The sequence below is a fragment of the Kribbella sandramycini genome, assembly GCF_013131805.1.
GTDB classification, from domain to species: domain Bacteria; phylum Actinomycetota; class Actinomycetes; order Propionibacteriales; family Kribbellaceae; genus Kribbella; species Kribbella sandramycini.
On sequence record NZ_JABJRC010000002.1, the window covers coordinates 357,363 to 380,332 of the forward strand.

The following is a 22,970-nucleotide window of genomic DNA, read 5'->3' on the forward strand; positions in this document are numbered from 1 at the left end:
ATCCTAGGACTACCGGCACGGAGCGCCAAGAGTCATCAACAGAAAGCAGCGTGCCCGCCCTTCCGATTGCTCGGAAGGGCGGGCACGCGGCCGGGATGGTGTGGTGCTACTGGCGGCTAGTCACAGCAGCATCGCTTGCAGTCCGTTGACCTCGATGAGGAAGCGCTCCTCGGGGATCTGTGGTTCACGGCCCTTTTGGGCGAGCAGTGGAAACGGCTGACCGGGTCGGGGATCTTCCATGTATCTCGGGAGTAAGTGTGTGTGGAGGTGAGGGCTTGTGTTGCCCAGGGTCTCGTAGTTCATCTTCAGGGGCTGGTAGTAGGCCATCAGGGCCCGTGCGACCGTCATCGTTTCCAGCCAATAGCCGGCCGACTCTTCGTCGGCGAGCTCAATTGGTTCAACGATATGGCGTTGCTTCCAGATCGCTAGTGTGTATCCAGGCTGTACGTCGGCGCTTTGCAGATAGGCATCGACGTACTTTCCGAGGAAGATCCTCGCTCCCCATCGGTTGCGATCATGCCCCATGTTCTTGCAGAAGTCGCAATCTTCCCCTGATGTGAGGCGATCCCAGTTCTCGGGCCACCGAAGCGTCATGCCGGCGCTGGTCCTTCCTCGCTTGTCCACATAAAGGCGAACTCGTGCTGGTCAGCGGCGTAGAGGTCGTCTGCGACCTGAAGTGGGCGGTTGGTCTCGGTGTAGTCGATGTGCAGCATGCGGACCACGGGGACTCCCGCATCCAGTGCGAGCAAGCGGCGCTCCTGCGGGTTCGGCATCCGCGCGCGGAAGACTTCTGTGCCCCAGGCTGGAGGATGGCCCAGTGCCTCGATCTCCGCATCTGGGCCGCGCTTCAATGCATCTGATGACTCGAGCATCGTTCCCTCCGCAAGCCAGAGCGGATAGTAACTCGCGGAGATCACTGCCGGGTTGTCGTCCAGCAGTTGCAGCCGACGACGCACTACGACGATCGCGCCAATTTCAATTTCCAGCCACTGCGCGACGTCGGCCGGCGCCTGCTCTCTGCCCACGCTCAAGAGTTGTCGAGATGGGACGCGCCCATTCAGCGCCGCCTCCACGTCGAACACCGGCTTGTCTGCTGTCCGATGCAGGTCGTGCCGATTCCGGGAAGAAACGCGCCGGACCGGAGGTAGCCGGCGAACGAACGTCCCGAACCCCTTGCGCTTCACAACGAGGCCCTCGAGGACCAGCGCATCAAGCGCATCTCGAACGACAGTCCGACTTACTCCGTAGTCATTCTCGAACTCGCGTTCGCTCGGCAGCTGGCTACCTTGAGACCGGGAGCCCGAGTGAATTGCGGTCCGTAAGATGTCAGCCAACTGATCGGCTAGCGAGCGATCAGAGGTCGGGTCCAGCATCGACCGATTCGCCATGGTGCCTCCCTAGGGTCCTAGCACTACCAGCGACCTTCCTGAACCGTACCTTGCCTGCGAGCCGGAGGACGTGAGCGAAACATGTCCTCTTGAACGTCGTACCGCGCCGCGATGAGCCATCTGACCCGGCTCTCCGGCTCAGAATCGGAGAGGAGAGCGGCCGGCTCGTCCTTGTCGCGCACCTGCTCGGCCAACTTCTTAGCCGGCGCGAGTAGGCCGTTCCAAGCAGCAGCACTCAGGACGCCGAGGTACACGTCCATCATGATCTGAAGTGTCGCGGCATCGAAAACCCCACGATCGTGACTCGCGGACCGTGAGCAGGCATCTGGGGTTATCTGTGCCCCCAATGACTCGCCCTCGCCAGTCAACCGATCCTGGGACCACCCAGGCCCGCCGGCCGGTGCGACGGTCCGTACTTCATCGATCTCGGTTCCGTCTGGTCAGTGGCGAAACTTCAGCCGGATCATCACCTCGACCGAGTAGGTTCGGTAGTTGTCCCAGTCCTGGGTCTGCCCATGGCACTCCTCACTGCTCTTCACCGCCTTTGGGTGGGAAAGCGCTGGATGCCGAGGGTCATCCCCGCGGTCGCGTCAATCGGCCGGCCTCGATAGCCACCCTTGATTTGAAGGCGCGTGAGGATGAGCACGCTCGTCAGGTCCCGCCGGCCGGGGCGGCCCTGCGGGTTGCCGCGTCAGCCGTTGGGTTTGTTGGCGTGGGTGAGGTGGGTTTCGGGCCGCGGAGGGTTATGTAGATGAGGAGGGTGGTGGTGAGGGCTGCGCCTACCCAGAGGGCTTGTTGCCAGCCGGTGATGAAGGAGTGGCGGGCGGCGTCGATGATGTGGGGGGCGTGGGGGCCGGTGGTTTCGAGGGCGGTGGCGATGCCTTCGCGGGCGGGGCGGGCGGCTGATTCGGGGAGGTTGTGGAGGCGGTCGGCGATGGTGGCTCGGTAGCCGGCGGAGACGAGGGCGCCGAGGAGGGCGACGCCGAGGGCAGTGCCGAACTCGCGGGTGATGTCGTTGAGGGCGGAGGCGACGCCCTGTTTCGCAGGTGGTAGGGAGCTGGTGATGGCTTCGGTGGACGGCGTCATGCTGAGGCCCATGCCGATGCCCATGGCAACCATGCCGGGGAGGATGGACAGGTAGCCGCCGTCGACCGACACGAACAGGGCCATCAGGGCGAGACCGGCGGCGGTCAGTGCGATGCCGATGGACATGGTCGGCCGGGCGCCGGTGCGTGCGGCCAGCTGCGGGGCGAGGGGAGAGGCGACCATCATCGTGATGGCCATCGGCATCATCGCGACCGTGGAGAGCAGGCCCGACCAGCCGAGAACGCCCTGGAAGAAGGGGAACAGGACGACCGCGATACCTGCCTGGACGCCGAAGACGACCAGCAGCGTGATCGAGCCGCCGCTCAGGCCGCGCTCGGCGAACAACCGTACGTCGAGTAGGGCGGCTTCGCGGCGGCGGCGCTCCCAGGCGACGAAGGCGGCCGCGGCGGCGAGCCCGATACCGAGGCTGATCAGGGCGACCGGCGATGTCCATCCGCGTTCGGGGCCTTCTTGCAGCGCGAAGATCAGGCCGGTCACGCTGACGATCGACAGCAGCGCGCCGGTGGTGTCGAAGGGGTGCGTCGCGCGCTCACGAGAGTTCGGCACCCAGGCGAGCGTCGTCGCCAGACCTGCCATGGTCAGCACCACCGGCAGCGCGAACAGCCAGCGCCAGTCCGCGACGTCGACGAGGAGCGCGGACAAGAACATCCCCAGGATGCCGCCACCGCCGGCGATGCCGGTCCAGACGCCGATCGCCTTACCGCGTTGCGCTTCAGGGAAGGTGGAGGTGATGACGGCGAGGGTGATCGGCATGATCATCGCGGCCCCGATCCCACCCGCGACCCGGGCCGCGATCATCACCTCCGCGCTCGGGGCGAACGCGGCGACGGCGTTCGCGACGCCGAAGACCGCCAGTCCGGCCGTGAGCATCGGGCGGCGGCCCAGCCGGTCGCCGATCGCGCCGAGCGGCAGCAACAGCGCCGCCAGGGTGAGCGTGTAGACGTTGATGATCCACAGGACGGTGTTCTGGGACGCCGCGAACTCCACGGCCAGGTGCGTCTGGGCGACGTTGAGCCCGGTGACGGACGCGATCACGGCCATCAGGGCGATCGAGACCGCGATCAGGATGTTGCGCAGCCGGCGCGCGTCCGGGGCGTTGGTCGTACTCATGGATTCCTCTCGGCGAAGACGGTGTTGTCTCCGACGGTAGGCATCCCTAGCGCCTAGGGCATAGACTCTTGCTTATGACGCAAGAAGATGGCGCACTGGACAGCCTCGTACGCAAGCGCATCCGCGCCCTGCGCGTCGCCCAGGGCCTCTCCCTGGAGGAGTTGGCCGGCCGCGCGCACCTCAGCCAGTCAACCCTCAGCCGGATCGAAAGCGGTCACCGCCGCCTCGCCCTGGACCAGCTCGTCACCCTGGCCCGTGCCCTCGACACCACCCTCGACCAGCTCGTCGAGAACGCCGCCGAAGACGTCGTCATCACCCCGATGACCCACGGCCCCGGCACCCTCACCTGGCCCATGAAAGCCGATCCCTCCTTCAGCATCATGCGCCGCCGCCTCACCGCCGCCCGCACCGAGGACCCCGCCAAACTCCGCGCCCACCCCGGTCGCGAATGGTTCGTCGTCCTCTCCGGCACCGCCGTCCTCACCCTGGCCAACCGCACCTACCGCATCGAGAAGAACCATGCCGCCGAGTTCCCCACCATGCTCCCGCACGCGATCACCCCCGAACGCGGCCCCTGCGACATCCTCTTCATCTTCGACCGCCAAGCCCGCCGCGGCCACCGCGACACCGACGACCAGGTCGACTAGCGGCCGCCGCGAACCGGTTTCGACCTCGCGGTTCCCGGCCGGGATTGCTCAGCGGGTGCGGTCGCGGACGTCGGTGCCGTGTTCGGCGAAGGCTTTGAAGTCTTCGAGGTGTTGCTGGGACTGGTTGCGGAACATGCGGGGGAGGAGGAGGGCCATCGCGCGCATCGGGAGGGTGGTGAAGTGGAACTCGCTGTCGCTCTCCCAGCGGGTCGACTCCGGGGTGAGGGCGGTCAGGCGGTCGCGGACGACGCTGGTCATGCCGGGGGCGGTGATCTCGCGATCGAAGTGGACGACGGCGCCGGCGGGGATGGCGGTGACGTCCGCGGGGTCGCGGCGGGTGATGGTTTCGGTGCATTCCATCTGGCGCTTGCCGGATTGGAAGACGACGCGCGACGTGCTGCCGACTTGGCCGTACGGGCCGTTGAGCGCCTCGTGGAAGACGATGTCGCGGAGCCAGTGGGCGACTTTGGCGGGGTCGGCCAGGAGTTGGGCCACCTGCGCCTGGGGGAGGGCGATCTCGATCGAGTTGGTGTATTTCACGATGCGTCTCCGGAGGAGTAGAAGGCGGTGGTGGCCTCGACTGCGGCTGCTACGTGGTGCGGATCGCCGCCGGCGGCCAGGTGGGCTCGGCCCCAGGCGGCTGCGCTGTGGCGGATGAACTCGTGGGGTTCGGGTGGGGTGGTGCCGGCGAACAGGTGGGTGAGGTTGCGGAGGGCGAGGTCCCAACCGACGCCGCCGGCGCCAGGGCCGTAGGTGGGGAGGAGAGGGTCGTCGAGGGTGGCCGTGTGGATCAGTTCGAAGTCGGTGTCGTCGGCGGGACCAGGGGACAGGTGGACTTCGACCTCGCTGCTGCCGGGGCGCGCGTCCGGTCCGTAGAGCCAGGAGACCTTCAGGGACTGCGGTGGATCGCAGTGCAGGATGTCGCCGTACTCGCCGCTGGCCAGTTCGAACCGGCCGCCGGGGTGGAGATCGCCGGTGATCGGCTGTAGCCAGCGCGGGAGCCGGTCGGGGCTGGTCAGCGCGTCCCAGACGGCGTCGACCGGCGCGCGGTAGCGGCGCCGGAGTTCGATGGTGTACGCCTCGCCGGCGGGCAGGTTGCGCTTGCCCATGGCGCGGCGGGTGGCGGCCAGCTCGTCCAGTACGTCCTTCACGCGCAGATCGTATCCGCGGCCACTTATATAAAGCAATCCTGATATGGAGCGTTGCGTCCCCGGCAGTGCGTCCGGGAACTCTCTTGCCGATTGCGCAAGTCGGTATGCCCGAAGCGCATCCCAAGTCCAATCTGACGGTATGACACATGGGCATGGGCAAGCGGAGATTCTCGAGCTGGATGCGGAGGTGCTTCGCGAGCAGACCGCCGGGATCGTCAGTTGGCTGCCGGTGGAGCAGGAGCCGCGGGAGATTGTCGACCTGGCGGCGGGCACGGGCGCGGGGACGTTCGCGTTGCTGGAGCGATTCCCCGCGGCTCAGGTGACTGCGGTGGATGCGTCGGCTGCGCATTTGGAGCAATTGCGGGCGAAGGGCGGCGGGGTGCGGACCGTGGTGGCCGACCTCGACGACGAGGTCTGGCCGGAGCTGGGGACGCCGGAGCTGGTGTGGGCTTCGGCGTCCATGCACCACCTGGCTGACCCGGACGCCGCGCTGCGGAAGGTGCGGGCGTTGCTGGCGCCGGACGGGCTGTTCGCGGTGGTCGAGGTGGCTGGGCAGCCACGGTTCCTGCCGGGGGATGCGGTGGAGGAACAGTTGCACGCCGCCGCCGACCGGCTGCACGCCGACCAACTGCCGCATCGTGGGGCGGACTGGGGACCGATGTTGCGCAAGGCAGGTTTCACCGTCGCCGCCGAGGTGACGATCGATGTCGAGATCGAGGGCTCCCGGACGCCGGGCGTCGGCCGCTACGCTCTGGGCGTGCTGTCGCGCCTGCGCCACAGCCCAGCTGTCGCAGAACTCTCAGCCGAAGACCTCACCGCGCTCGACCAACTGCTCGACACTGCCCATCCGCACAGCCTGCTCCGTCGTACCGACCTCGTGCTCCACACCCAACGCAGAGTCTGGGCCGCCCACCGGGAGAACTGATGACCGAAGTGCCGCTGGAAGGGGAGTTCCGGATCGAGCGGGACTTCATCGCGTACGCCGTGGCCGGCGGCGACTACGAGTACGTGACCTGCCTCAACCTGCTGGTGGACGGCGTCGTCGTCCGCACGGTGACCGGGATGGACAGCGAGACCCCGGTCCCGGGTAGCTGGAACGTCACCGACCTGGCCGGCCGGAAGGCACAGCTGCAGGTTCGAGATGTGCAGGTGGCGCACGTCGTTCAGACCGATGATCCGGCGGTCCCGCCCGTGCGGGGGCCGGCGCCGTACGGGGAGCGCCACCGGCCGCAGTTCCACTTCACCGCGAGGCAGTTCGCGATGCAGCGGCTGAACCCGGGGATGCGCCAGGAGGGCTGGCTGAACGACCTCAACGGCCTGGTCTGTTACGAGGGCGAATACCATCTGTTCGCGCAGCGCTGGAACAAGTGCTGGATCCATGCCGTCAGCAACGATCTCGTGCACTGGGAGGAGCTGGAGCCCGCGTTCTTCGAAGAGGCGCTGGACATCGGCGTCCAGTCCGGCTCGGTCGTCATCGACTACGGCAACACCTCAGGCCTGTCTGACGACGCGGCCAACCCGGCGATGGTCGCGTTCTGGTCCCGGAACGACAACCAGAGCCAATGCCTGTCGTACAGCCTCGATCGCGGCCGCACCTGGCAGCACTATCCGGGCAACCCGATCATGGTCAAACCCGAGCGCGACCCGAAGGTCTTCCGCTACGGCAGTCACTGGGTGATGTTCCTGTACGGCGACCAGCAGTACTACATCCTGACCTCGACGGACCTGTTGCACTGGACCGACACCGGCAACGTCATCCCGAACAGCTTCGAATGCCCCGACTTCTTCGAGCTGCCGCTCCCCGACGGGACGCGCAAGTGGGTCCTGGTCCGCGGCGACGGCCGCTACTCGATCGGCAGCTTCGACGGCCGGCAGTTCACCGAAGAGAGCGACCAGCTCCGCTCCGACTCCGGCGCCAACTTCTACGCGACCCAGACCTGGAACAACACCGAGACCGGTGACGGCCGGCGCATCCAGGCTGCCTGGATGCGCGACGGCGTCTACCCCGACATGCCCTTCAACCAGCAGGTGACCTTCCCCTGCGAGCTCACCCTCCGCCCGATGGACGGCGTCCCCCGCCTGTTCCGGAACCCGATCGCCGAGCTCGCGACGCTGCGCTCCGGCACGACCCACTGGTCCGGCAAGGTCGACCTGGCCCACCAGCTCACCACCGAACCCGCCGAGCTCGACCTCGAGCTCGAGACCGACCTCCCCGCCGACGTCACCCTGACCATCGACGTCTCCGGCACGCCGATCGACCTCACCCGCAGCCAGATCGGCGACGCACGGCTGTCCGGCCGGCTCCGTACCCTCCGCGTCCTGATCGACCGGACGTCGATCGAGGTGTTCGCCAACGACGGCGAGGTCTCCGTCTCGCGCTGCTACCTGCCCACCGGCGCCGGGATCGTGCTGAGGTCCACCGCCGCCGTGCAGGTGGCGGTGGACCTCCACACCCTCAGGTCGATCTGGGAGTCTCAGGTCACGGCGTGACCGGTACGTTCGTCAGCCCTGTTTGGGCGTTCTGGACGGTGTTGGAGGCGTGGACGACGTTCGGGTCCGCGCTGCACTTCGACGTCGACGAGATGAAGATCGCGTACTTGCCGGCGCCGCCCAGGTTCGACGAGTTGTTCCGCCAGACGTTGCCGCAGCCGTTCAGGAACGACGGCGTCGTCGACGGATTGTGCGTCTCGTAGCCGTTCGCGAACGTGCCGGGGGAGGAGAACGTCCCGGTGTTGTTCTCGATGACGTAGTCGAAACCCTTGACGTCGACCCAGGAGTCGGCCGAGTTGGCGCCGGAGATCCCGCGGCCGTTGAAGGCGTTCCCGCGGATGACGCCGCCCGACGTGCCCTCCTTCACGTCGATGGCCTCGGCCGCGATGTTCGGGCCCAGCTGGTTGTCGAGCACCTGCACCCGGTCGGACTTGTCGACCCCGCCGGAGTTGCCGTGGCAGTTCCAGTTGGAGCCCGCCGAGCCGATGTAGACGCCCTCGCCGTACCCCTGCTGCACCAGCCCGGCGTCGGTGATCACCGAGTTCTTGATGACGCCGTCCGCCGACGAGCGCCGGAAGTGCACGGCCTCCTCATCGGTGTGGTGGACCGACACGCTGTCGATCGTCACGTGGTGCGAGTTGTCCAGCACGATGCCCTTCTTGGAGTCCTGCACCGTGAACCCGGTCAGCTTCCAGTACGGCGCTCCGAACAGCCACAGCCCGTACCCGGAGTCCCACCCGGACGTCGGCGCCGGGCAGGACGGCGCCGTCCCGGTCGGCCCGGCGTTGATCAGGACGGCGGACCGCGGCCCGGTCAGCGTGATCGGCGCCGACGCGGTGCCGGCCCGCTGCGTGAGAAACGCGCCGCGGTACTGCCCGGCCGCGAGCCGAATGGTCTGCCCCGGCTGCGCATTGGCCAGCGCCGCCTGCAACTGCGCAGCCGTCGAAACATCAACAGTAGAACCGCCGCCACCGGAGGAGGTGGTCACGTTGAGTGCTGAGCTCGGCCCCGATTGGTTGCCGGCAGCATCGTGCGCGCGGACGGCGTACGAGTAGCTCGTCGACGCGCTCAGCCCGCTGTCGGTGTGGTTCGTCCCGGTGACCGTCGCCACCGCCTCGCCGTTGCGATGAACCACGTAGCCGGTGACGCCGACGTTGTCGGTCGACGCATTCCAGGCGAGGGTCGCGCTGGACGCCGTCGTACCGGTGCTGCGCAGCCCGCCCGGCACGCTCGGCGCGGTGGTGTCACCGCCGCTGCCGCTCGTTCCCCAAACCTCGAAGTCGAACAGCGAGTACCCGTACGCCGTCCCACGCGCGGTGCCGTTGATCCGGACGTACCGGGCCGTCCCGCTCACCGGGATCTCATCGACGCCGCCGTCGCCAGTGGTTGTCGAGAAGGCATTGGTCCACGACGTCCCGTTCGACGAGAGCTGGACCTGGTACGCCTTCCCGTACGCCGCCTCCCAGTTCAGCTTCACCCGGGTCAGGCTCGCGGCCGAGCCGAGGTCGACCTGGATCCACTCCGGATCGGTGCCCTCCCGCGATGCCCACCGCGTCGTCGCGCTCGCGTCGACGGCCAGCCCAGCCTCGAAACCGGCGCCCTCGACGGACGACGCCGTCGCCGGCTTGCCCCGGGACAGCAAGGTCTCCGCCGTCCCTCCGCCCGACTGAGTCGTGGCGGCGGCCGCGTTGCTCACCGTCGACTGGTTGCCTGCGGCATCCTTCGCCCGAACGGTATAGCTGTACGTCGTCGCTCCGGCCAACCCGGTGTCGGCATAGGTTGTCCCGGTGCTGCTGCCGACCACGGTCCCGTTGCGGAGTACGTCGTACCCGGTCACGCCGACGTTGTCGGTTGCCGCGTTCCACGCCAGCGCCACGCTGCTCGACGTCGTCGAGGTGGAGCGCAGGTTGCTCGGCGTGCTCGGCGCGGTGGTGTCGTCGCTGCCGCCGCCGCCCGGGTTCCGGAGGAAGAGCGAGCCGGAGGCATCGGTTCGCGTTGCGTTCACGCCGCCGTTCGGCGCGGTGTAGTCGGCGGTCTCCCGGCTGGCCCAGTCCGGGATGGTTGCGCCGTTCACCGCGAGGTGCTGGAACTTCGTCGCGTCGGCCGAGCTGCTGCCGAACTGGTAGACGCGCTGCCGGTCCGGGTAGTAGCTCTGGTACGTGCCGTTCTCGGTGGTCTGCTTGCTGAGCGCGTTGTTGTAGACGACGTTCTGCGGTCCGCTGGATCCGGACCACTTGATCGCCTTCGGCCCCGCGGCCCACCAGATCGGCCACCAGGTCGAGTCGTCCGGGCCCCCGCCGCCCTCGTCGCCGCAGTTGCTCCGGCAGTTCTTCGACGCGTGCTCGAACGGGATCCGGACGGTGTTGTTCTCGAACAGGTTGCGCCGCTCCCAGCCGCCGTGCACGTTCAGGTCCGAGTCGAAGTCGTTGCCAATGGCCACGTTGTTCGACGCCGACCACTGGAAGGTGAAGTGCCGCAGGTTCCGGGTGGTGTTGTAGGCGTACAGCGAGTCCCAGACCCGGGAGCCGCGCAGGTAGCCGTTACCGCCCTTGCCCTTGTTCCAGGCGCCGTCGAGCTGCGATTCCTGGACCTGGATGTTCTTCGCGCTCTCGGTGACGATCGGGTGCGACCCGGTCATGTCGGTGCCGACGCGGCGGATCCAGCTGTTCACGGCCCACTTCAGCACGATGCCGTGCATCTCGTACTCCGGCGCCATGTTGCCGTAGTTGTGGACGGCGTCGGCCTTGTTCAGGTTGTACGTGCCGCCGGCCAGTTTCGGCATCCCGGTCATGTCCTGGGTGATGCTCAGATCCTCGATGCCGACGCCGAGGATCGGCTTCAGCGGCGTCACCCGGCTCGGGTACACCGTCCCGCCGATGGCGGCCGAGCCATCCGCCGTGGAGTTCAGCGGTACGTCGTACTCGAGCGGTTTGTCGATCGTCAGGTTCCGCCCGGCGGTGTCGACCGCGCTGATCTGGAAGATCTGCTGCCGCATGTGCAGGTTCTGGTACTTCGTCGCGTCGGTGACGGTCTGCTGCTGGTAGAACTTCGCCGTGTTCGCCGCACCGACCCAGAGGTAGTTGCCGGCCTTGAAGAGCGCCATGTTGGCGTTCGCCGCCAGCTTGAGCTGGGTCGTGCCGATGGCTGACCCCTCCCGCAACGGGACGCCGCCGGCCCAGTGCTGGTTGACGCTGCCCTCGAACAGGTCCTTCCGGTTCGCCGGCGCCGACGCGTAGTCCGCGGCGTACCTGGGTGCCACCTCGCGGCTCTGGACGCGGAACAGGCCGCGGCCGGGCCAGATCCACCCACTCGTCCCGGCGCCGTGGGTCATGGCGTCCTTGTCCCAGTCGCTGCCGTCCGGCGTGAGCTTGTCGTACCGGGTGTTGACGTCGGGCCGGAAGACCAGCGTCGTCCGGCCCTGGCCGGCGCCCTTGATCAGCAGGTAGCTGGCGTCGAGCCCGAGCTGCCGGGTGACCGTGATCCGCCCTTCCGGCAAGGTGATCTGCGACAGCTTGGTGTACCCGGCGGACGGCGTGCACTGCGTCCGGATCGCATCGATCGCCGCCTGTAGCCCACTCGTTGCGTCGCTGCCGTCCGCGCGGACGCCGTACTGCGAGGCCAGTTCGGCCGCCGTCACCTGGCAGTTCGCGTCGGGATTGATATCGGCCGGACCGGGCAGCGCCGCGCCGCCCCGATACCCCGCTTTGCTCCAATCCGGCAGGCCGGCGACAGGCGCTCGCCGATTGGCACTCGTCAGATCCGGAACGGCAGTCGCGGCACTGGGCGCGGCCTGTGCCGGACCGGCCACGGTCACGCTGGTGAGCAACCCGCTGAGCAGCGCGAACGCACCGGCCGCGGCCAGTCGCCTTCGATAGTCGGTGAACGCCATTACAAGGGCCTCCTGCGATTGGGGCGGGGGAGGGAAGCGCTTTCCCGTGCGTCATAGTGGACTGTTAGGAAACTTTCTTAATGGATGGTCAGCGAGGCTAGACCGCCCTCCCGTGCCCCGCAAGACCTCGGCCCGCATTCATCGCAAGTCCTTGAGCTCTTGACTGGAAAGACTATTTATAGAAACTTGCTTTTTAATATCTGAACAGTTGCCCGGAGGCACCCATGATCCGCCCCAGATCACGTGTACTGCTTGCCGTTCTCGCCCTCCTCGCCTTGCTGGTCCCGCTCGCGCCGCCGGCGACGGCGGCGGGTTCCGTGACTGCGACGTACTCCTTGGTCGGCGAGTGGGACGGCAACTTCCAGGCCGCCTACACCGTCACCAACGGGACGCCGGCCACCATCAGCAGTTGGCGGGTCGAGTTCGATCTTGCCGCCGGGACGAACCTCACCAGCTCGTGGGACGCCGTCGTCACCCGCACCGGGAATCGCGTCGTCGCGGCGAACGCGAGCTGGAATGCTCCGCTGGCCGCTGGTCAGACCGCGACGTTCGGCTTCATCGCGCGCGGCCCGGCGCGGCCGGCCAACTGCCGGGTCAACGGCGGTCTGTGTGAAGGGGGAGCGGGAGACACCAGCGCACCGACTGCGCCCGGCAATCTGCGGGTGACGGGGACGAGTACGAGCACGGTGTCGCTGGCCTGGAACGCATCGACTGACAACATCGGCGTCGTTGCCTACGACGTCTACTCCGGCAGCACGCAACTGATCACCACCGACGCCACCACCGGGACGGTCGGCGGTCTGACCCCGGGAACGACGTACACGTTCACGGTTCGCGCGCGGGACGCGGCGGGTAACTCGTCGCCGGCCGGCAACGCGGTCACCGCGACGACCGTCTCCGGTCCGGCCGGGTCGCTGCTGCCGGTGGCGCCGTACGTCGACATGGGCGCCTGGCCGACGCCGTCGCTGACTGCGATGGCGAGCGCCGGCAACCTGCGCTCGTTCACGCTCGGCTTCATCACCGGCTCTGGTGGCTGCAAGGCGAGCTGGTTCGGCGCCTACGATCCGCGGACGGCGTGGGGCAAGGACCAGATCGACGCGATCCGGGCCCGTGGCGGTGACGTCAAGATCTCCTTCGGCGGTGCGGCCGGTAGCGAACTGGCACAGGTCTGTCCGTCGGCGGAGGCGACCGCCGCGGAGTATCAGGCGGTCGTCGACGCGTACCAGTTGCGCTACCTCGACCTGGACATCGAGGGTGGAGCAGTGGCGGATCCGGTGTCGATCGCCCGCCGCTCCCAGGCGTTGTCGATCCTGCAGCGCAACCGGCCCGCGCTGAAGATCTCGCTGACGCTGCCGGTGCTGCCGGAGGGCCTGGACGCGAACGGGTTCGCCGTCCTGAAATCGGCGCGCGACCACGGCATCGCCCTCGATGTCGTGAACATCATGGCGATGGACTACAACCGGGCCGCGGGCAACTACGGCGACTTCGCCGTCCAGGCCGCGCAGAGCACCTTCGGCCAGATCAAGTCGCTCTGGCCGGCCCTCACCGATGCCCAGGCCTGGCTCAAGATCGGCGTCACGCCGATGCTCGGGCGCAACGACGACGGCGGGACGTTCAGCCAGGCGCACTCCGCCCAGCTGGTGAACTTTGCCCGCGGCAAGCATCTCGGGATGCTCTCGTTCTGGGAGATGACCCGGGATCGCGATGCCTGTAACGGAACCCTGGTGAACTGCACCAATGTGCCGCAGGCGCCTTACGAGTTCAGCAAGATCTTCGCCGGGTACACCGGCTGATCGGACTACTCGCTGAGCTTGAACGTCGCTGACGTGACCAGTTCGGCCAGCTGCGCGCTGGTGAAGATCGGTTGCGTCAGCGGCGGCTTGCTCTGCCGCTCGAACTTCCTGGACTGCGCGAGGATGACGACCGTCCCGTCGTCGTGCCGGTAGCTGGCCCACTGGTCGAAGTCGCCACCGCCCTTGGTGGTCACCACGCCGACCTTCTTGCCGCCGGCATCCACGACCTTGCAGCTGCCGCTGCCGCCCCAGAACTGCTTGGCCAGCTTGCACGGCTCGATCGCGCCCTTGCCGTTGGGCGTAGTGGACTGCACTCTGAGCTGGCCGACCTTGCCGTCGTGCTCGACCGGGATCGTAGCGGCGTACTCCCAGTAGTCGGGTTCGCCGTCGCTGGAAGCGTACTGCGCCTGCGGGTTCCGCAGCGGCTCGCCGTCGGAGTCCTTCAGATCAGGGGCCGTGAAACGCTCCGGAACCGCAGAGCTCAGGTCTTCCAGCAGCTTCGTCACCCGGACCACGCGCGGCCCGGCGGACGCCGTCCGGTCGGTCTGTCCCTCTGGCCACGGGTCGCCGCTCTTGCGGGCGGACGGCGCCTTCGACGGCGCGGTGGACGCCGCCGGCTCGGACGTCTCGCTCGACGGATGGGGCGACGGCGTCCCGCCGGCCGCGACCAGGTCGCCCACCTGTCCACCGGGGTCGCGACTCCCCAGCAGCTGGGGCGCCAAGGCGATCCCGGCAACCAGCGGTACGACGGCGATCCCCGACCAGGTCAGCCGACGCCGGCGGCGAGCTGTACGGCCCCGCTTCAGAGCGCTCGACGAATCCATCGACGGTGGTGGGGTCGTACGCTCCATGACGTCCCGCAGTCCGCGGTTGAGTTCCTCTTCGGTCATCGAACCTTCTCCTCGTGCAGCAGGCCGCGCAGCGTCTGAAGGCCGCGGGAAGCCTGACTCTTGACATTTCCGACCGAGCAGTCGAGGAGCGCGGCCGTCTGCTCGACGGACGCGTCCTCCCAGTACCGCAGGACCAGCACGGCGCGCTGGCGCGGCGGAACCTGCAGGAGCGCTTCCTGCAGGATCATCCGCTCGTCCGCGAGCCCGGACGCGGGAGCCGGCCGATCGGACGGCGAGGCGCCGACCGATTCGAACCGGAACCAGCCCCGCCGCCGCTCGGACAAGAACGTCCGCACCAGCGTCTGGCGGGTGTAGTTGTCCATCGACTCGTGCCGCTGGATCCGATTCCAGGCCAGGTAGAGCTTCGTGAACGTCTGTTGCACCAGATCCTCGGCGCGATGCCAGTCGCCGCACAGCAGGTACGCCGTGCCGCGCATGGCATCGGAACGCGCCGCGAAGTACGCCTCGAACGCGGCGTCCCGTGAACTCATCTGTCCTCCCCGATCCTTGATACCGGGTTAGACACGCCTACGGGCGTTTAGTTGGTTGCACGGTTCGTCAGACGGATTTGTGAACCCCCACCCCGGCACGTCGGTTAGCGTCAGGGGGTGTTGTTACCTGATTCGTCGACGCCGGGCGCGGAGCTGCCGGTCCGCGCGGTGCTGCCCGCCACGGTCGACGCGGTGCGTTCGCGCGGTGCGGCGGTGCTGGTCGCGCCGCCCGGATCGGGGAAGACGTCCCTGCTGCCGCTGGCCCTCGCCGACGCGCTCGACGGCACGATCCTCGTCGCCGAGCCGCGCCGGATGGCGACCCGCGCGGCCGCGGCCCGGCTTGCAACCCTCGTTGGCGAGCCGCTCGGGCAGCGGATCGGGTATGCGATGCGCGGCGAACGCAGCGGCGGCAGCGGCCTCCGCGTCGAGGTGGTGACGACCGGCTTGCTCGTTCGGCGGCTGCAGCAGGACCCGGAGCTGCCGGGCGTGGCCGCGATCGTGATCGACGAGTGTCACGAACGGCATCTGGACGCCGATCTGCTCCTTGCCTTCGGCATCGATATCCGGGCGAACCTGCGCGCCGACCTGGCGCTCGTCGCGACCTCGGCGACGCCGGACACGGTCAAACTGAGCCGGGTTCTGGACGCCGAGGTGATCACCGCGTCGGCCGCGTTGTTCGACGTCGCCGTCGAGTGGACGCCGCCGCCGGTCCCGGTGCCGCTGCTCCCCGGGGGACGGGTCGACCCGCGGCTTCTCGATCACGTCGCGGCCGTCGTCGAGCGGGCGCTGACCGAGAACGAGGGCGACATCCTCGTGTTCGTGCCGGGGGAGGCCGAGATCAACGGCGTGACGCGCCGGTTGGCCGGTCAGAACGTGCTGCCGTTGTTCGGCCGGCAGTCCAGAGCCGAGCAGGATCGCGCGCTGACCGCGTCCGGCCCGCGCCGGATCGTGGTGACGACGTCGGTCGCGGAGAGCTCGCTGACCGTGCCCGGCGTCCGGGTCGTGGTCGACTCGGGGCTGGCGCGGGAGCCGCGCACCGACCAGTCCCGCGGCCTCGGCGCGCTGGTCACCTGCCGGGTCTCGAAGTCGTCCGCCGATCAGCGCGCGGGCCGGGCCGGTCGTGAGGCTCCGGGCCGGGTCTACCGCTGCTGGTCCGCGACCGACCATGCACACCTCGACGACCATCCGGCGCCGGAGATCGCGATCGCCGACCTGGCCGGATTCGCCCTCGACCTCGCGGCCTGGGGCGCGCCGTCCGGCGCCGGGCTGGCCTTGCTCGACGCGCCACCGGCCGTCGCGATGACCGCGGCCACCGAGCTACTGCATCGCCTCGACGCCCTGGACGACGCCGGCCGGATCACCGAGCGCGGACGCCGGATGGCCGCGGTCGGCGCACACCCGCGGTTGGCCCGCGCGCTGCTCGACGGCACGCCGCGGGTCGGCGCCGACCGGGCCCGCGAGATCGTCGCCATGCTCTCGGACGACGCCGGTCGCGACTTCGGCGACGACCTGCCGGCCCGCTGGCGAGCCCTCCGGCGCGGCACGGACCGCGGCGCCACTGCCCGCTGGCGTGAGGAGACCAAGCGCCTCGGCCGCGGTACGCCGTTCGATCGGGCCGATCACGTCCCGGACGATCTCGCCGCCGGCATCGTCGTCGGGCTCGCGTACCCGGACCGGATCGCCCGCGCCCGGGCGGCCGACTCGACGACGTACCAGATGTCCGGCGGCACCGGCGCCGCGCTCGACCCGCAGTCGCCGTTGCGGACGTCGCCGTGGCTCGCGATCGCCGTCGCGGTCCGGGCCCCCGGCCGAGCCGACGCCCGGATCCGCTCCGCGGCCCCGATCGACGAAGCCACCGCCCGCGACCTCGCCGGTGACCTGGTCTCGACCACCGACCAGATCCGCTGGGAGAACGGGCGCATCAGCACCCGCCGCGTCGAATCGCTGGGCGCCATCGTCCTCAACGACGCCCCACTGCCCAACCCCGACCCCCTGCTCGTCCAGGCCGCGATCCGGGATGGCATTCGGCGCAGCGGTCTTTCCATCCTGCGCTGGTCCGACGCGGCTCGCGCACTGCGTGAGCGGCTCGCCTTCTGCCACGCCCACCTGGGCGATCCGTGGCCCGCAGTCGACGACAACACGCTGCTGGATTCCCTCGATCAATGGCTGGGGCCCGACCTCGGCACGGCCCGCGATCTGAACCAGCTCGACCTCACCGCCGCCCTCCGCCGCCTCCTGCCCTGGCCGGCCGCGGCCCACTTCGACGAGCTGGCTCCCGAGCGCCTCCAGGTCCCGTCCGGCTCCAGCGTCCGCCTGACCTATCAAGGCCTCGAGCCCCCGATCCTCGCCGTCAAACTTCAAGAGATCTTCGGCTGGACGAGCACCCCGACCGTCGCCGACAGCCGCGTCCCCGTCGTCCTGCACCTCCTCTCACCCGCCCGCCGCCCAGTCGCCATCACCAGCGACCTGACCTCCTTCTGGCGCCAGGGCTATCCCCAGGTCCGAGCAGATCTCCGAGCCCGCTACCCGCGCCACCCCTGGCCCGAAGACCCGCTCACCGCCACTCCGACCAAACGGGTGAAACCCCGCAGCTGATGTATTACCGCGGACCTCACGGTCTCCGACAGCTATGGAGAATCTGTTCCGTTTGATGCTCCTGCGTCCTGCGATCGAGCAGGCGCCGGAGCAACCGTCGATCGGGCTCGGGCAGGAGTCCGGGTATCAAGATGCCTTGCGGGCCGCCGTGGTTTCCGGCGGCGGCCGGCCGGGGATCGAAGCCGCGTCGGCCGAGTACGCGGCGTCCCCCGAGTTCGTTGCCGGGGTGCTGGACACTCCGCTCGGCGGCGGGCTCGAAGAACTTGCCGACAGCGTTGACGCTCTCGAGGCGGCCGGGGAGGTGCCGTGGTCGGAGGTGGCCAGCGCGGTCGAGGAGGTGTTCGGCAGTCCCGCGGGAGATGTGGTCGGCGGTGCCGACTATCAGGAGACGGTTCGCCGGCTGCGCGACAGCCTGATCGCGATCAAGGTCCTGCAACAGCTGCACGGTCTGCCGATCGAACGCTTGACCCGCCAGTTGCGGACCGCCGAGCTGATCGCGGATGTCGCTGCCGGTCAGCCCACGGGAGATGCCGGACGCCGCCGCCGTCGTTCGCTCGAACTGCCGGTGGAGCTGGAGCTGAAGTCCCGGCTGTCCACGCGGGATGCGCGCACGGAGCTGGAGGCGCAGCGGCAGAAGCTGCTCGACGAACGCCGCAAGCGCGTCGACGCGTTGCTGGCCGAGCACGACGTTCTGCGGAATGCGATCACCGAACTGGCCGGCGTCGAGTCCGTCCACTTCCGCGCCACCGAACTCGTGGCCAGTGATGCGACCAGAGCGCCCGACGTCACGGTGCTGACGCACGCGATCAGCAGCGCGGCCAGCTACACCGCGATCCTCCGCGAGCAGCACATCAAGGGTGTGCCGCGCCGCGAGGACGAAGAGCGCGCCGAGGCGCTCCAGCTCAGCTCGCCGTACGCCGAACTCGCGCAAACGCTCGTTCAGGCGCCCGATGTGGTGCTGCCGGTGCGCGCGGCGTTCACACCGGTCGCCTTGGCCGAGGTCGGGTTCGTGCTGAAGGCCGGAGTCACCGATCGGTTGTCCCAGAAGACGCAGACCGTCCTCAAACAACGCGGGATCGACCTCGGGACGACGCCGCTCGACAAGGTCACCCAGCGGCTCCAGGCCGACCTGGCCACGACGGTCGACCAGTTGGAGGTCGTCGCGGGCCATCCGGAGAAGCACTCGTTCGTCCGGTTCGGCGATGCGCTGATCTCGGTGAAGACGCCGCTCACCACCGGCTGGGGCGCACTGGGCACCGGCGGTTTCCTCGGCGTCCCGTACATCCCGATGTCCGGCAGCGTGCCGGAGACGAAGGGGACCGTCGCGCCGGCTGGGATCGCCGACCTGCTGCTGGTGAAACAGCAGCTGGTCGGCTACGAGGCCGTCGATGTCGCGCATATCGAGAACGTGCTCAAGGGTGAACTGAAATCGCGGGAGCACACCCGGCGCGAGGAGAGCGAGACGATCACCTTCGTCGAGACCGAGACCAGCACGGCGGAGGAGCACGAGCTCGAGTCGACCGACCGGTTCGAGATGAGCCGGGAGGCGAGTGAGACGATCAAGGAGGATGTCGCGCTCAAGGCCGGCCTGACGATCTCGGGCAGCTACGGCCCGACGGTCGAGTTCGCGGCCAGCGCCGAGGGATCGTTCAGCCGGTCGAAGGCGGAGGCAACGAAGTCCGCGACGACGTTCTCCCAGGACGTCACCGAACGGACGTCGCGCAAGATCTCCGAGCGGGTGCTGCAGCGGACGACGGTGCGGACCCTGACCGAGACGATCGAGAAGAACGTGCACGCACTCGACAACACGACCGGGTCCGGGCACATCTCCGGCGTGTACCAGTGGGTCAACAAGGTCTACCGGGCGCAGATGTACAACTACGGCCTGCGGATGATGTTCGACTTCATGATCCCCGAGCCTGCGGCGTTCCTGGTGGCCGCCATGAACCAGGCCCGCAACAGCGCGCTCACGCTGACCAAGCCGCCGGACTTCACACTTACCCCCGCACAACTCAGCGAGAGCAACTACGCCTACTGGGTGAAGGTGTGCGGCGCCACGGACGTCGCACCGCCGCCCGAGCTGTTCCGCACCAAGTCCGCCGACTTCAAGGGCGGCGGCGGGGACAGCAAGACCAACTACAACCACTCCGCCCAGATCACCATCGACGACGGCTACCGCGCGGTCTTCGGCAGTGTCGGCCGGGTCTGGAACATCTGGGAGACCGATGCCAGCGTGGACGTCGTCCTCGGCCGCCGGACGCAGCGGATGATGGGCAGCCAGTGGTTGTGGACGACGACGCTGGACGACGAGCGCGACTCGATCCCGTTCGCGCTCGACACCTGGCACGCGTCGCAGGTCGCGATCGCGATCGAGGTGAAGTGCCAGCGGACCGACCGGGCGATGGAGAAATGGCGGCTCGAGACCCACGCCAAACTGCTGGCCGCGCACAAGGCCCAGGTCGCCGGCTACGAGGAGAAGCTGGCCCAGCTGAAACTGCAGGCCGGCGTCGCGATCCGCGGCCGCAACCCGGTGGCGAACCAGGTCACGATTCGCCGGGAGCTGCAGAAGAACTGCCTGAGCATCCTGACCGATCAGCACTTCGACCTGTTCGACGCCGTCGTCACGTCGGCCGGCAACGGGCTGCCGCAGATCGATGTGAAGGAGGCGGCCGCCGAGGGCGCGTACGTCCGGTTCTTCGAGCAGGCCTTCGAGTGGGAGCACATGTCCTGGGTCAGCTACCCGTACTTCTGGGGCAGCAAGGACCAGTGGGACGAACGGCTCGGCTACGACGACCCGGACCCGGCGTTCGTGGACTTCCTGCAGGCCGGTTACTGCCGGACGACGGTGCCGGTCCGGCCGGGATTCGAGGGCGCGGTCGACCACTTCCTCACCTTCGGGGAGATCTGGAACGGCGGCCCGCTGCCCACCATCTCCAGCCCGCTCTACCTGCCGATCGCGGACGAGCTGGCCGAGCGGCTCGATCGGCCGGGCGCCGAAGTGCCGCAGGGGGAGCCGTGGACCGTTCGCGTCCCGACCAGCCTGGTCAAGCTGCGCGCCGACGACGCGCTGCCGGTCTGGGCGCAGGACGAGAACGGCGAGTGGGTCGAGGCGTGAGCTGATGGGCGACATCTCCAGGCACCGGGACATCTTCCTGTTCACCAGGCAGACCGTCCCGGTCGCCGTCCTCGACAACGCCAAGCTGACCGCCGACGACCTGACCTACCTCGAGCTCGGCAACTACCTCACCGACGTCTCGCAGTTCCGCGACCCGGTGACGTACATCTTCGCCAAACAACGGATCTGGCGGGAGTTCGTGATCCCGAAGGTGCAGGACAAGACCCAGCTGCTGCGCGGCCTGTCGGCGCTCGGCGCGGGCGCCGCGCTGGCGGCCTCGCAGTACCTGAAGACGCTGACCTCGGGGACGGCGGCCGATGTCATCGAGGGCTCCGGCGCCGGTCTGGCCGCGATCGGCGGCATCCTCGCCGTCCTGCCGTCGGACACGTACGCCGACCTGAGCGGCGCCGACAACTGGATCGACGCCCTGCTCGGGACGCCGATCGAGCGCACGCCCGGCGCGGCCCGGGACGATCTCAAGCACTACGGACATCTGGGCGAGTTCTTCCGGCTGTTCATCGAGGGGACGACCCACCTGCTGTTCGCGCAGGACGTCCCGAAGCGGCTCGACGGCGCCTGGGGATCGCTCGCCCCGATCCCCGCGCACCGCGTCGAAGAGCTGTACGGCGACTTCTTCACGCAGTACTACCCACATGAGCACACCGACCAGCCGCCGTACGTGTGGGACGCGAGCAAACGGCCTGCGAACAAGCTGTACCAACCGAGCCGGCGGCAGGCGAACCTGGCCGACGGCGAGGTCGGCGTGATGAACGCGGTGGACGCTCACTACGTCACTTATCTGGCCGAGGGGCTGGCTGAGATCGAGGACGAGTGGTGGGAGCTGAAACGCGAGGATCGGGCCGGGCGGCAACGGCTGCTGGTTCGGGCCGGCAAGCTGCTGCACGGCGTCGAGGACTGGTTCTTCCACTCGAACGTCGTCGAGCTGCTGGAGTTGCGCGGCTATCGGCCGGCGCAGGTCGACGGCGAGAGCGACGAAGCGTTCTTGCAGCGGTTCGTGAACGATATCGCGAAGCGCCGGCCCGAGTTCGTCGCGGCCCAGCCCGATGAGCTGATTCGGCTGAAACGTAAGCTCTTCCGGCGATTGCGCTACCCGGCGTACGACGCGGGCGACAAGACGCAGAGCGCCGGCGTCCTGAGTAGAACCAGGATGTCCACGCCGGGCCTGCGGCATGCCTATCCGGCGTTCCCGTCGGCTCAGGACACCGCGCACACCTTGCTGCACGCGCTGGAGAATCTCGAACACAAGCTGACTGGGGAGCCGGGCGGCGTACCGCCCTGGGCCGAGGACACGCTCGCGCAGTACAACCTGCAAGCTCTGGGGCCGCTCGCCGGGCCGATCGCCGCGGCGGCCGCGACACCGAAGCTGCGCGAGTCGATTCCACTCGTCCTCACGCTGCTGAGTGCGGATGAGCGGCAGCGCCTGGCGGCGAACGTCGCGCCCGAGCATTGGCCGTTGCAGCCCGGCGCGACGCCGCCGAAGCGCACGATCGAGGCGACCGAACTCGACCTGCAACTCGAACGGCACGCTGCCGCGCTCGAGCCGCGGCTGCAGCGCGACGGCCGGACGGAGAGCAACTACGACCACTTCGTCCGCTTCCTGGCCGACAGCGGCCGGCTGAACGACAAGGGCCGCGCCGCGCTGCTGGCCGCGTTTGCGATCGATCGCAAGGCCGAGCAACTCCCTACCGAGGCACCGGGAGCGGGCGGTTTTCTGATGCAGTTCGCGGTCGCGGATCTGCAGAAGCTGCTCAACGAAGGGACGGCGAAGTCGGCTGCGCTGGATCAGAACGCGGGCTCGGTGTTCGGAGCCGAATCCGACAACGGCGCGTTCAGCGAGATCGTCGGCTCACACTCGCTGATGTCGAAGGACACGCTGACCTCGGTGCCGTTCTTCGACGACGCGCGGGTGCTGGCGAGCGTCGCGTCGTCCGCGGTCTGCACGATCCTGCTGGAGCAGGTCGCCGTACCGAAGACCGACCGCCGCCTGGCGTGGGACGAGGTCCTGCACCACTTCATCCGCTTCCCACCCGCGAACGGCGGCTGGGAACGCCGGGCCCTGGCGATGTTCGCGCCCGCACAACAGATTCCGCGGTTCAGGGACCTGCCCGAGCTCGCCCGGCTGGTCGAGCGCTCGCTCCGGCCGGCACCCGAACAACAGAAGCCGTCGCAGTCCAAGCGCGCCGACCTGGAGGAGCGTTACCGGCGTCTGGAGGGCGCGCTGTCGAAGTACCGCTACCCGTGACGGGTCAGGAGTGGACGGGGATGGCGGGAGGTGGTTAAAAT

General features: G+C 68.5%; 15 protein-coding genes. 7 read left to right on the forward strand and 8 right to left on the reverse strand.

Features of this window, described 5'->3' with window-relative positions; genetic code table 11:
- Positions 1-120: 120 nt before the first annotated feature.
- From HPO96_RS09330 to HPO96_RS09340, 3 genes are all read right to left on the reverse strand, one after another.
- Complete coding sequence (locus tag HPO96_RS09330) at positions 121-594, reverse strand: HIT family protein (protein WP_171672950.1); 474 nt, start codon at positions 592-594, stop codon at positions 121-123.
- A complete protein-coding gene (locus tag HPO96_RS09335) occupies positions 591-1,388 on the reverse strand; it encodes a GntR family transcriptional regulator (protein WP_171672951.1) in 798 nt (265 codons plus the stop codon). Before HPO96_RS09335 ends, HPO96_RS09330 begins: the two co-directional genes overlap by 4 nt.
- 651 nt (positions 1,389-2,039) lie before the next feature.
- A complete protein-coding gene (locus HPO96_RS09340; RefSeq protein WP_171672952.1) occupies positions 2,040-3,605 on the reverse strand; it encodes an MFS transporter in 1,566 nt (521 codons plus the stop codon).
- Between the two features lie 74 nt (positions 3,606-3,679).
- On the opposite strand from HPO96_RS09340, the gene HPO96_RS09345 reads away from it, so the two are divergent.
- Positions 3,680-4,252, forward strand: coding sequence for a helix-turn-helix transcriptional regulator (locus HPO96_RS09345; protein WP_171672953.1), 573 nt, complete (start codon positions 3,680-3,682; stop codon positions 4,250-4,252).
- Positions 4,253-4,300: 48 nt separating this feature from the next.
- Here HPO96_RS09345 and HPO96_RS09350 read toward each other — a convergent pair whose 3' ends face one another.
- Both HPO96_RS09350 and HPO96_RS09355 read right to left on the reverse strand, forming a co-directional pair.
- Positions 4,301-4,792 (reverse strand): SRPBCC family protein, encoded by a 492-nt coding sequence (locus HPO96_RS09350; RefSeq protein ID WP_171672954.1) that lies wholly within the window; start codon positions 4,790-4,792, stop codon positions 4,301-4,303.
- Positions 4,789-5,403 carry an SRPBCC domain-containing protein gene (locus HPO96_RS09355; protein WP_202885770.1) on the reverse strand — a complete coding sequence of 205 codons (615 nt, stop codon included), beginning with the start codon at positions 5,401-5,403 and terminating at the stop codon, positions 4,789-4,791. The genes HPO96_RS09350 and HPO96_RS09355 overlap by 4 nt, the downstream gene beginning before the upstream one ends.
- A 139-nt stretch (positions 5,404-5,542) precedes the next feature.
- Between HPO96_RS09355 and HPO96_RS09360 the strand changes: the two genes are divergently transcribed.
- Positions 5,543-6,328: a class I SAM-dependent methyltransferase gene (locus HPO96_RS09360; RefSeq protein ID WP_202885771.1), complete on the forward strand. Its 786-nt coding sequence runs from the start codon at positions 5,543-5,545 to the stop codon at positions 6,326-6,328.
- Positions 6,328-7,893 carry a glycoside hydrolase family 32 protein gene (locus tag HPO96_RS09365; protein WP_171672956.1) on the forward strand — a complete coding sequence of 522 codons (1,566 nt, stop codon included), beginning with the start codon at positions 6,328-6,330 and terminating at the stop codon, positions 7,891-7,893. The genes HPO96_RS09360 and HPO96_RS09365 overlap by 1 nt, the downstream gene beginning before the upstream one ends.
- Here the strand turns inward: HPO96_RS09365 and HPO96_RS38995 are convergent.
- Positions 7,883-11,782, reverse strand: coding sequence for a discoidin domain-containing protein (locus HPO96_RS38995; protein ID WP_171672957.1), 3,900 nt, complete (start codon positions 11,780-11,782; stop codon positions 7,883-7,885). The genes HPO96_RS09365 and HPO96_RS38995 overlap by 11 nt on opposite strands.
- Before the next feature lie 224 nt (positions 11,783-12,006).
- Between HPO96_RS38995 and HPO96_RS09375 the strand changes: the two genes are divergently transcribed.
- On the forward strand, positions 12,007-13,575 hold the full coding sequence (locus tag HPO96_RS09375; RefSeq protein WP_171672958.1) for a cellulose binding domain-containing protein: 1,569 nt from the start codon (positions 12,007-12,009) through the stop codon (positions 13,573-13,575).
- A gap of 5 nt (positions 13,576-13,580) precedes the next feature.
- On the opposite strand, the gene HPO96_RS09380 is transcribed toward HPO96_RS09375, so the two are convergent.
- Together HPO96_RS09380 and HPO96_RS09385 are read right to left on the reverse strand one after the other, a co-directional pair.
- The gene (locus HPO96_RS09380; protein WP_171672959.1) at positions 13,581-14,465 is read right to left on the reverse strand and encodes a hypothetical protein; all 885 of its coding nucleotides are present in this window, start codon (positions 14,463-14,465) and stop codon (positions 13,581-13,583) included.
- Positions 14,462-14,956 carry a SigE family RNA polymerase sigma factor gene (locus HPO96_RS09385; protein WP_171672960.1) on the reverse strand — a complete coding sequence of 165 codons (495 nt, stop codon included), beginning with the start codon at positions 14,954-14,956 and terminating at the stop codon, positions 14,462-14,464. Before HPO96_RS09385 ends, HPO96_RS09380 begins: the two co-directional genes overlap by 4 nt.
- 117 nt (positions 14,957-15,073) lie before the next feature.
- On the opposite strand from HPO96_RS09385, the gene hrpB reads away from it, so the two are divergent.
- Genes hrpB through HPO96_RS09400 form a run of 3 tightly spaced genes read left to right on the forward strand, consistent with a single transcriptional unit; the run spans position 15,074 to position 22,929 of the window.
- On the forward strand, positions 15,074-17,551 hold the full coding sequence (hrpB, locus tag HPO96_RS09390; RefSeq protein ID WP_337796566.1) for an ATP-dependent helicase HrpB: 2,478 nt from the start codon (positions 15,074-15,076) through the stop codon (positions 17,549-17,551).
- 55 nt (positions 17,552-17,606) lie between these two features.
- Positions 17,607-20,666, forward strand: coding sequence for a hypothetical protein (locus tag HPO96_RS09395; protein ID WP_171672961.1), 3,060 nt, complete (start codon positions 17,607-17,609; stop codon positions 20,664-20,666).
- A 4-nt stretch (positions 20,667-20,670) separates the two neighbouring features.
- Complete coding sequence (locus HPO96_RS09400; protein WP_171672962.1) at positions 20,671-22,929, forward strand: hypothetical protein; 2,259 nt, start codon at positions 20,671-20,673, stop codon at positions 22,927-22,929.
- The last annotated feature ends 41 nt before the right edge of the window (positions 22,930-22,970 follow it).

Bases quoted from the DNA above. Each gene is read 5' to 3' on its own strand.
- HPO96_RS09330 (WP_171672950.1), bottom strand. From the start codon at position 594: ATGACGCTTCGGTGGCCCGAGAACTGGGATCGCCTCACATCAGGGGAA.
- HPO96_RS09335 (WP_171672951.1), bottom strand. From the start codon at position 1,388: ATGGCGAATCGGTCGATGCTGGACCCGACCTCTGATCGCTCGCTAGCC.
- HPO96_RS09340 (WP_171672952.1), bottom strand. From the start codon at position 3,605: ATGAGTACGACCAACGCCCCGGACGCGCGCCGGCTGCGCAACATCCTG.
- HPO96_RS09345 (WP_171672953.1), top strand. From the start codon at position 3,680: ATGACGCAAGAAGATGGCGCACTGGACAGCCTCGTACGCAAGCGCATC.
- HPO96_RS09360 (WP_202885771.1), top strand. From the start codon at position 5,543: ATGACACATGGGCATGGGCAAGCGGAGATTCTCGAGCTGGATGCGGAG.
- HPO96_RS09365 (WP_171672956.1), top strand. From the start codon at position 6,328: ATGACCGAAGTGCCGCTGGAAGGGGAGTTCCGGATCGAGCGGGACTTC.
- HPO96_RS38995 (WP_171672957.1), bottom strand. From the start codon at position 11,782: ATGGCGTTCACCGACTATCGAAGGCGACTGGCCGCGGCCGGTGCGTTC.
- HPO96_RS09375 (WP_171672958.1), top strand. From the start codon at position 12,007: ATGATCCGCCCCAGATCACGTGTACTGCTTGCCGTTCTCGCCCTCCTC.
- HPO96_RS09380 (WP_171672959.1), bottom strand. From the start codon at position 14,465: ATGACCGAAGAGGAACTCAACCGCGGACTGCGGGACGTCATGGAGCGT.
- HPO96_RS09385 (WP_171672960.1), bottom strand. From the start codon at position 14,956: ATGAGTTCACGGGACGCCGCGTTCGAGGCGTACTTCGCGGCGCGTTCC.
- HPO96_RS09395 (WP_171672961.1), top strand. From the start codon at position 17,607: ATGCTCCTGCGTCCTGCGATCGAGCAGGCGCCGGAGCAACCGTCGATC.
- HPO96_RS09400 (WP_171672962.1), top strand. From the start codon at position 20,671: ATGGGCGACATCTCCAGGCACCGGGACATCTTCCTGTTCACCAGGCAG.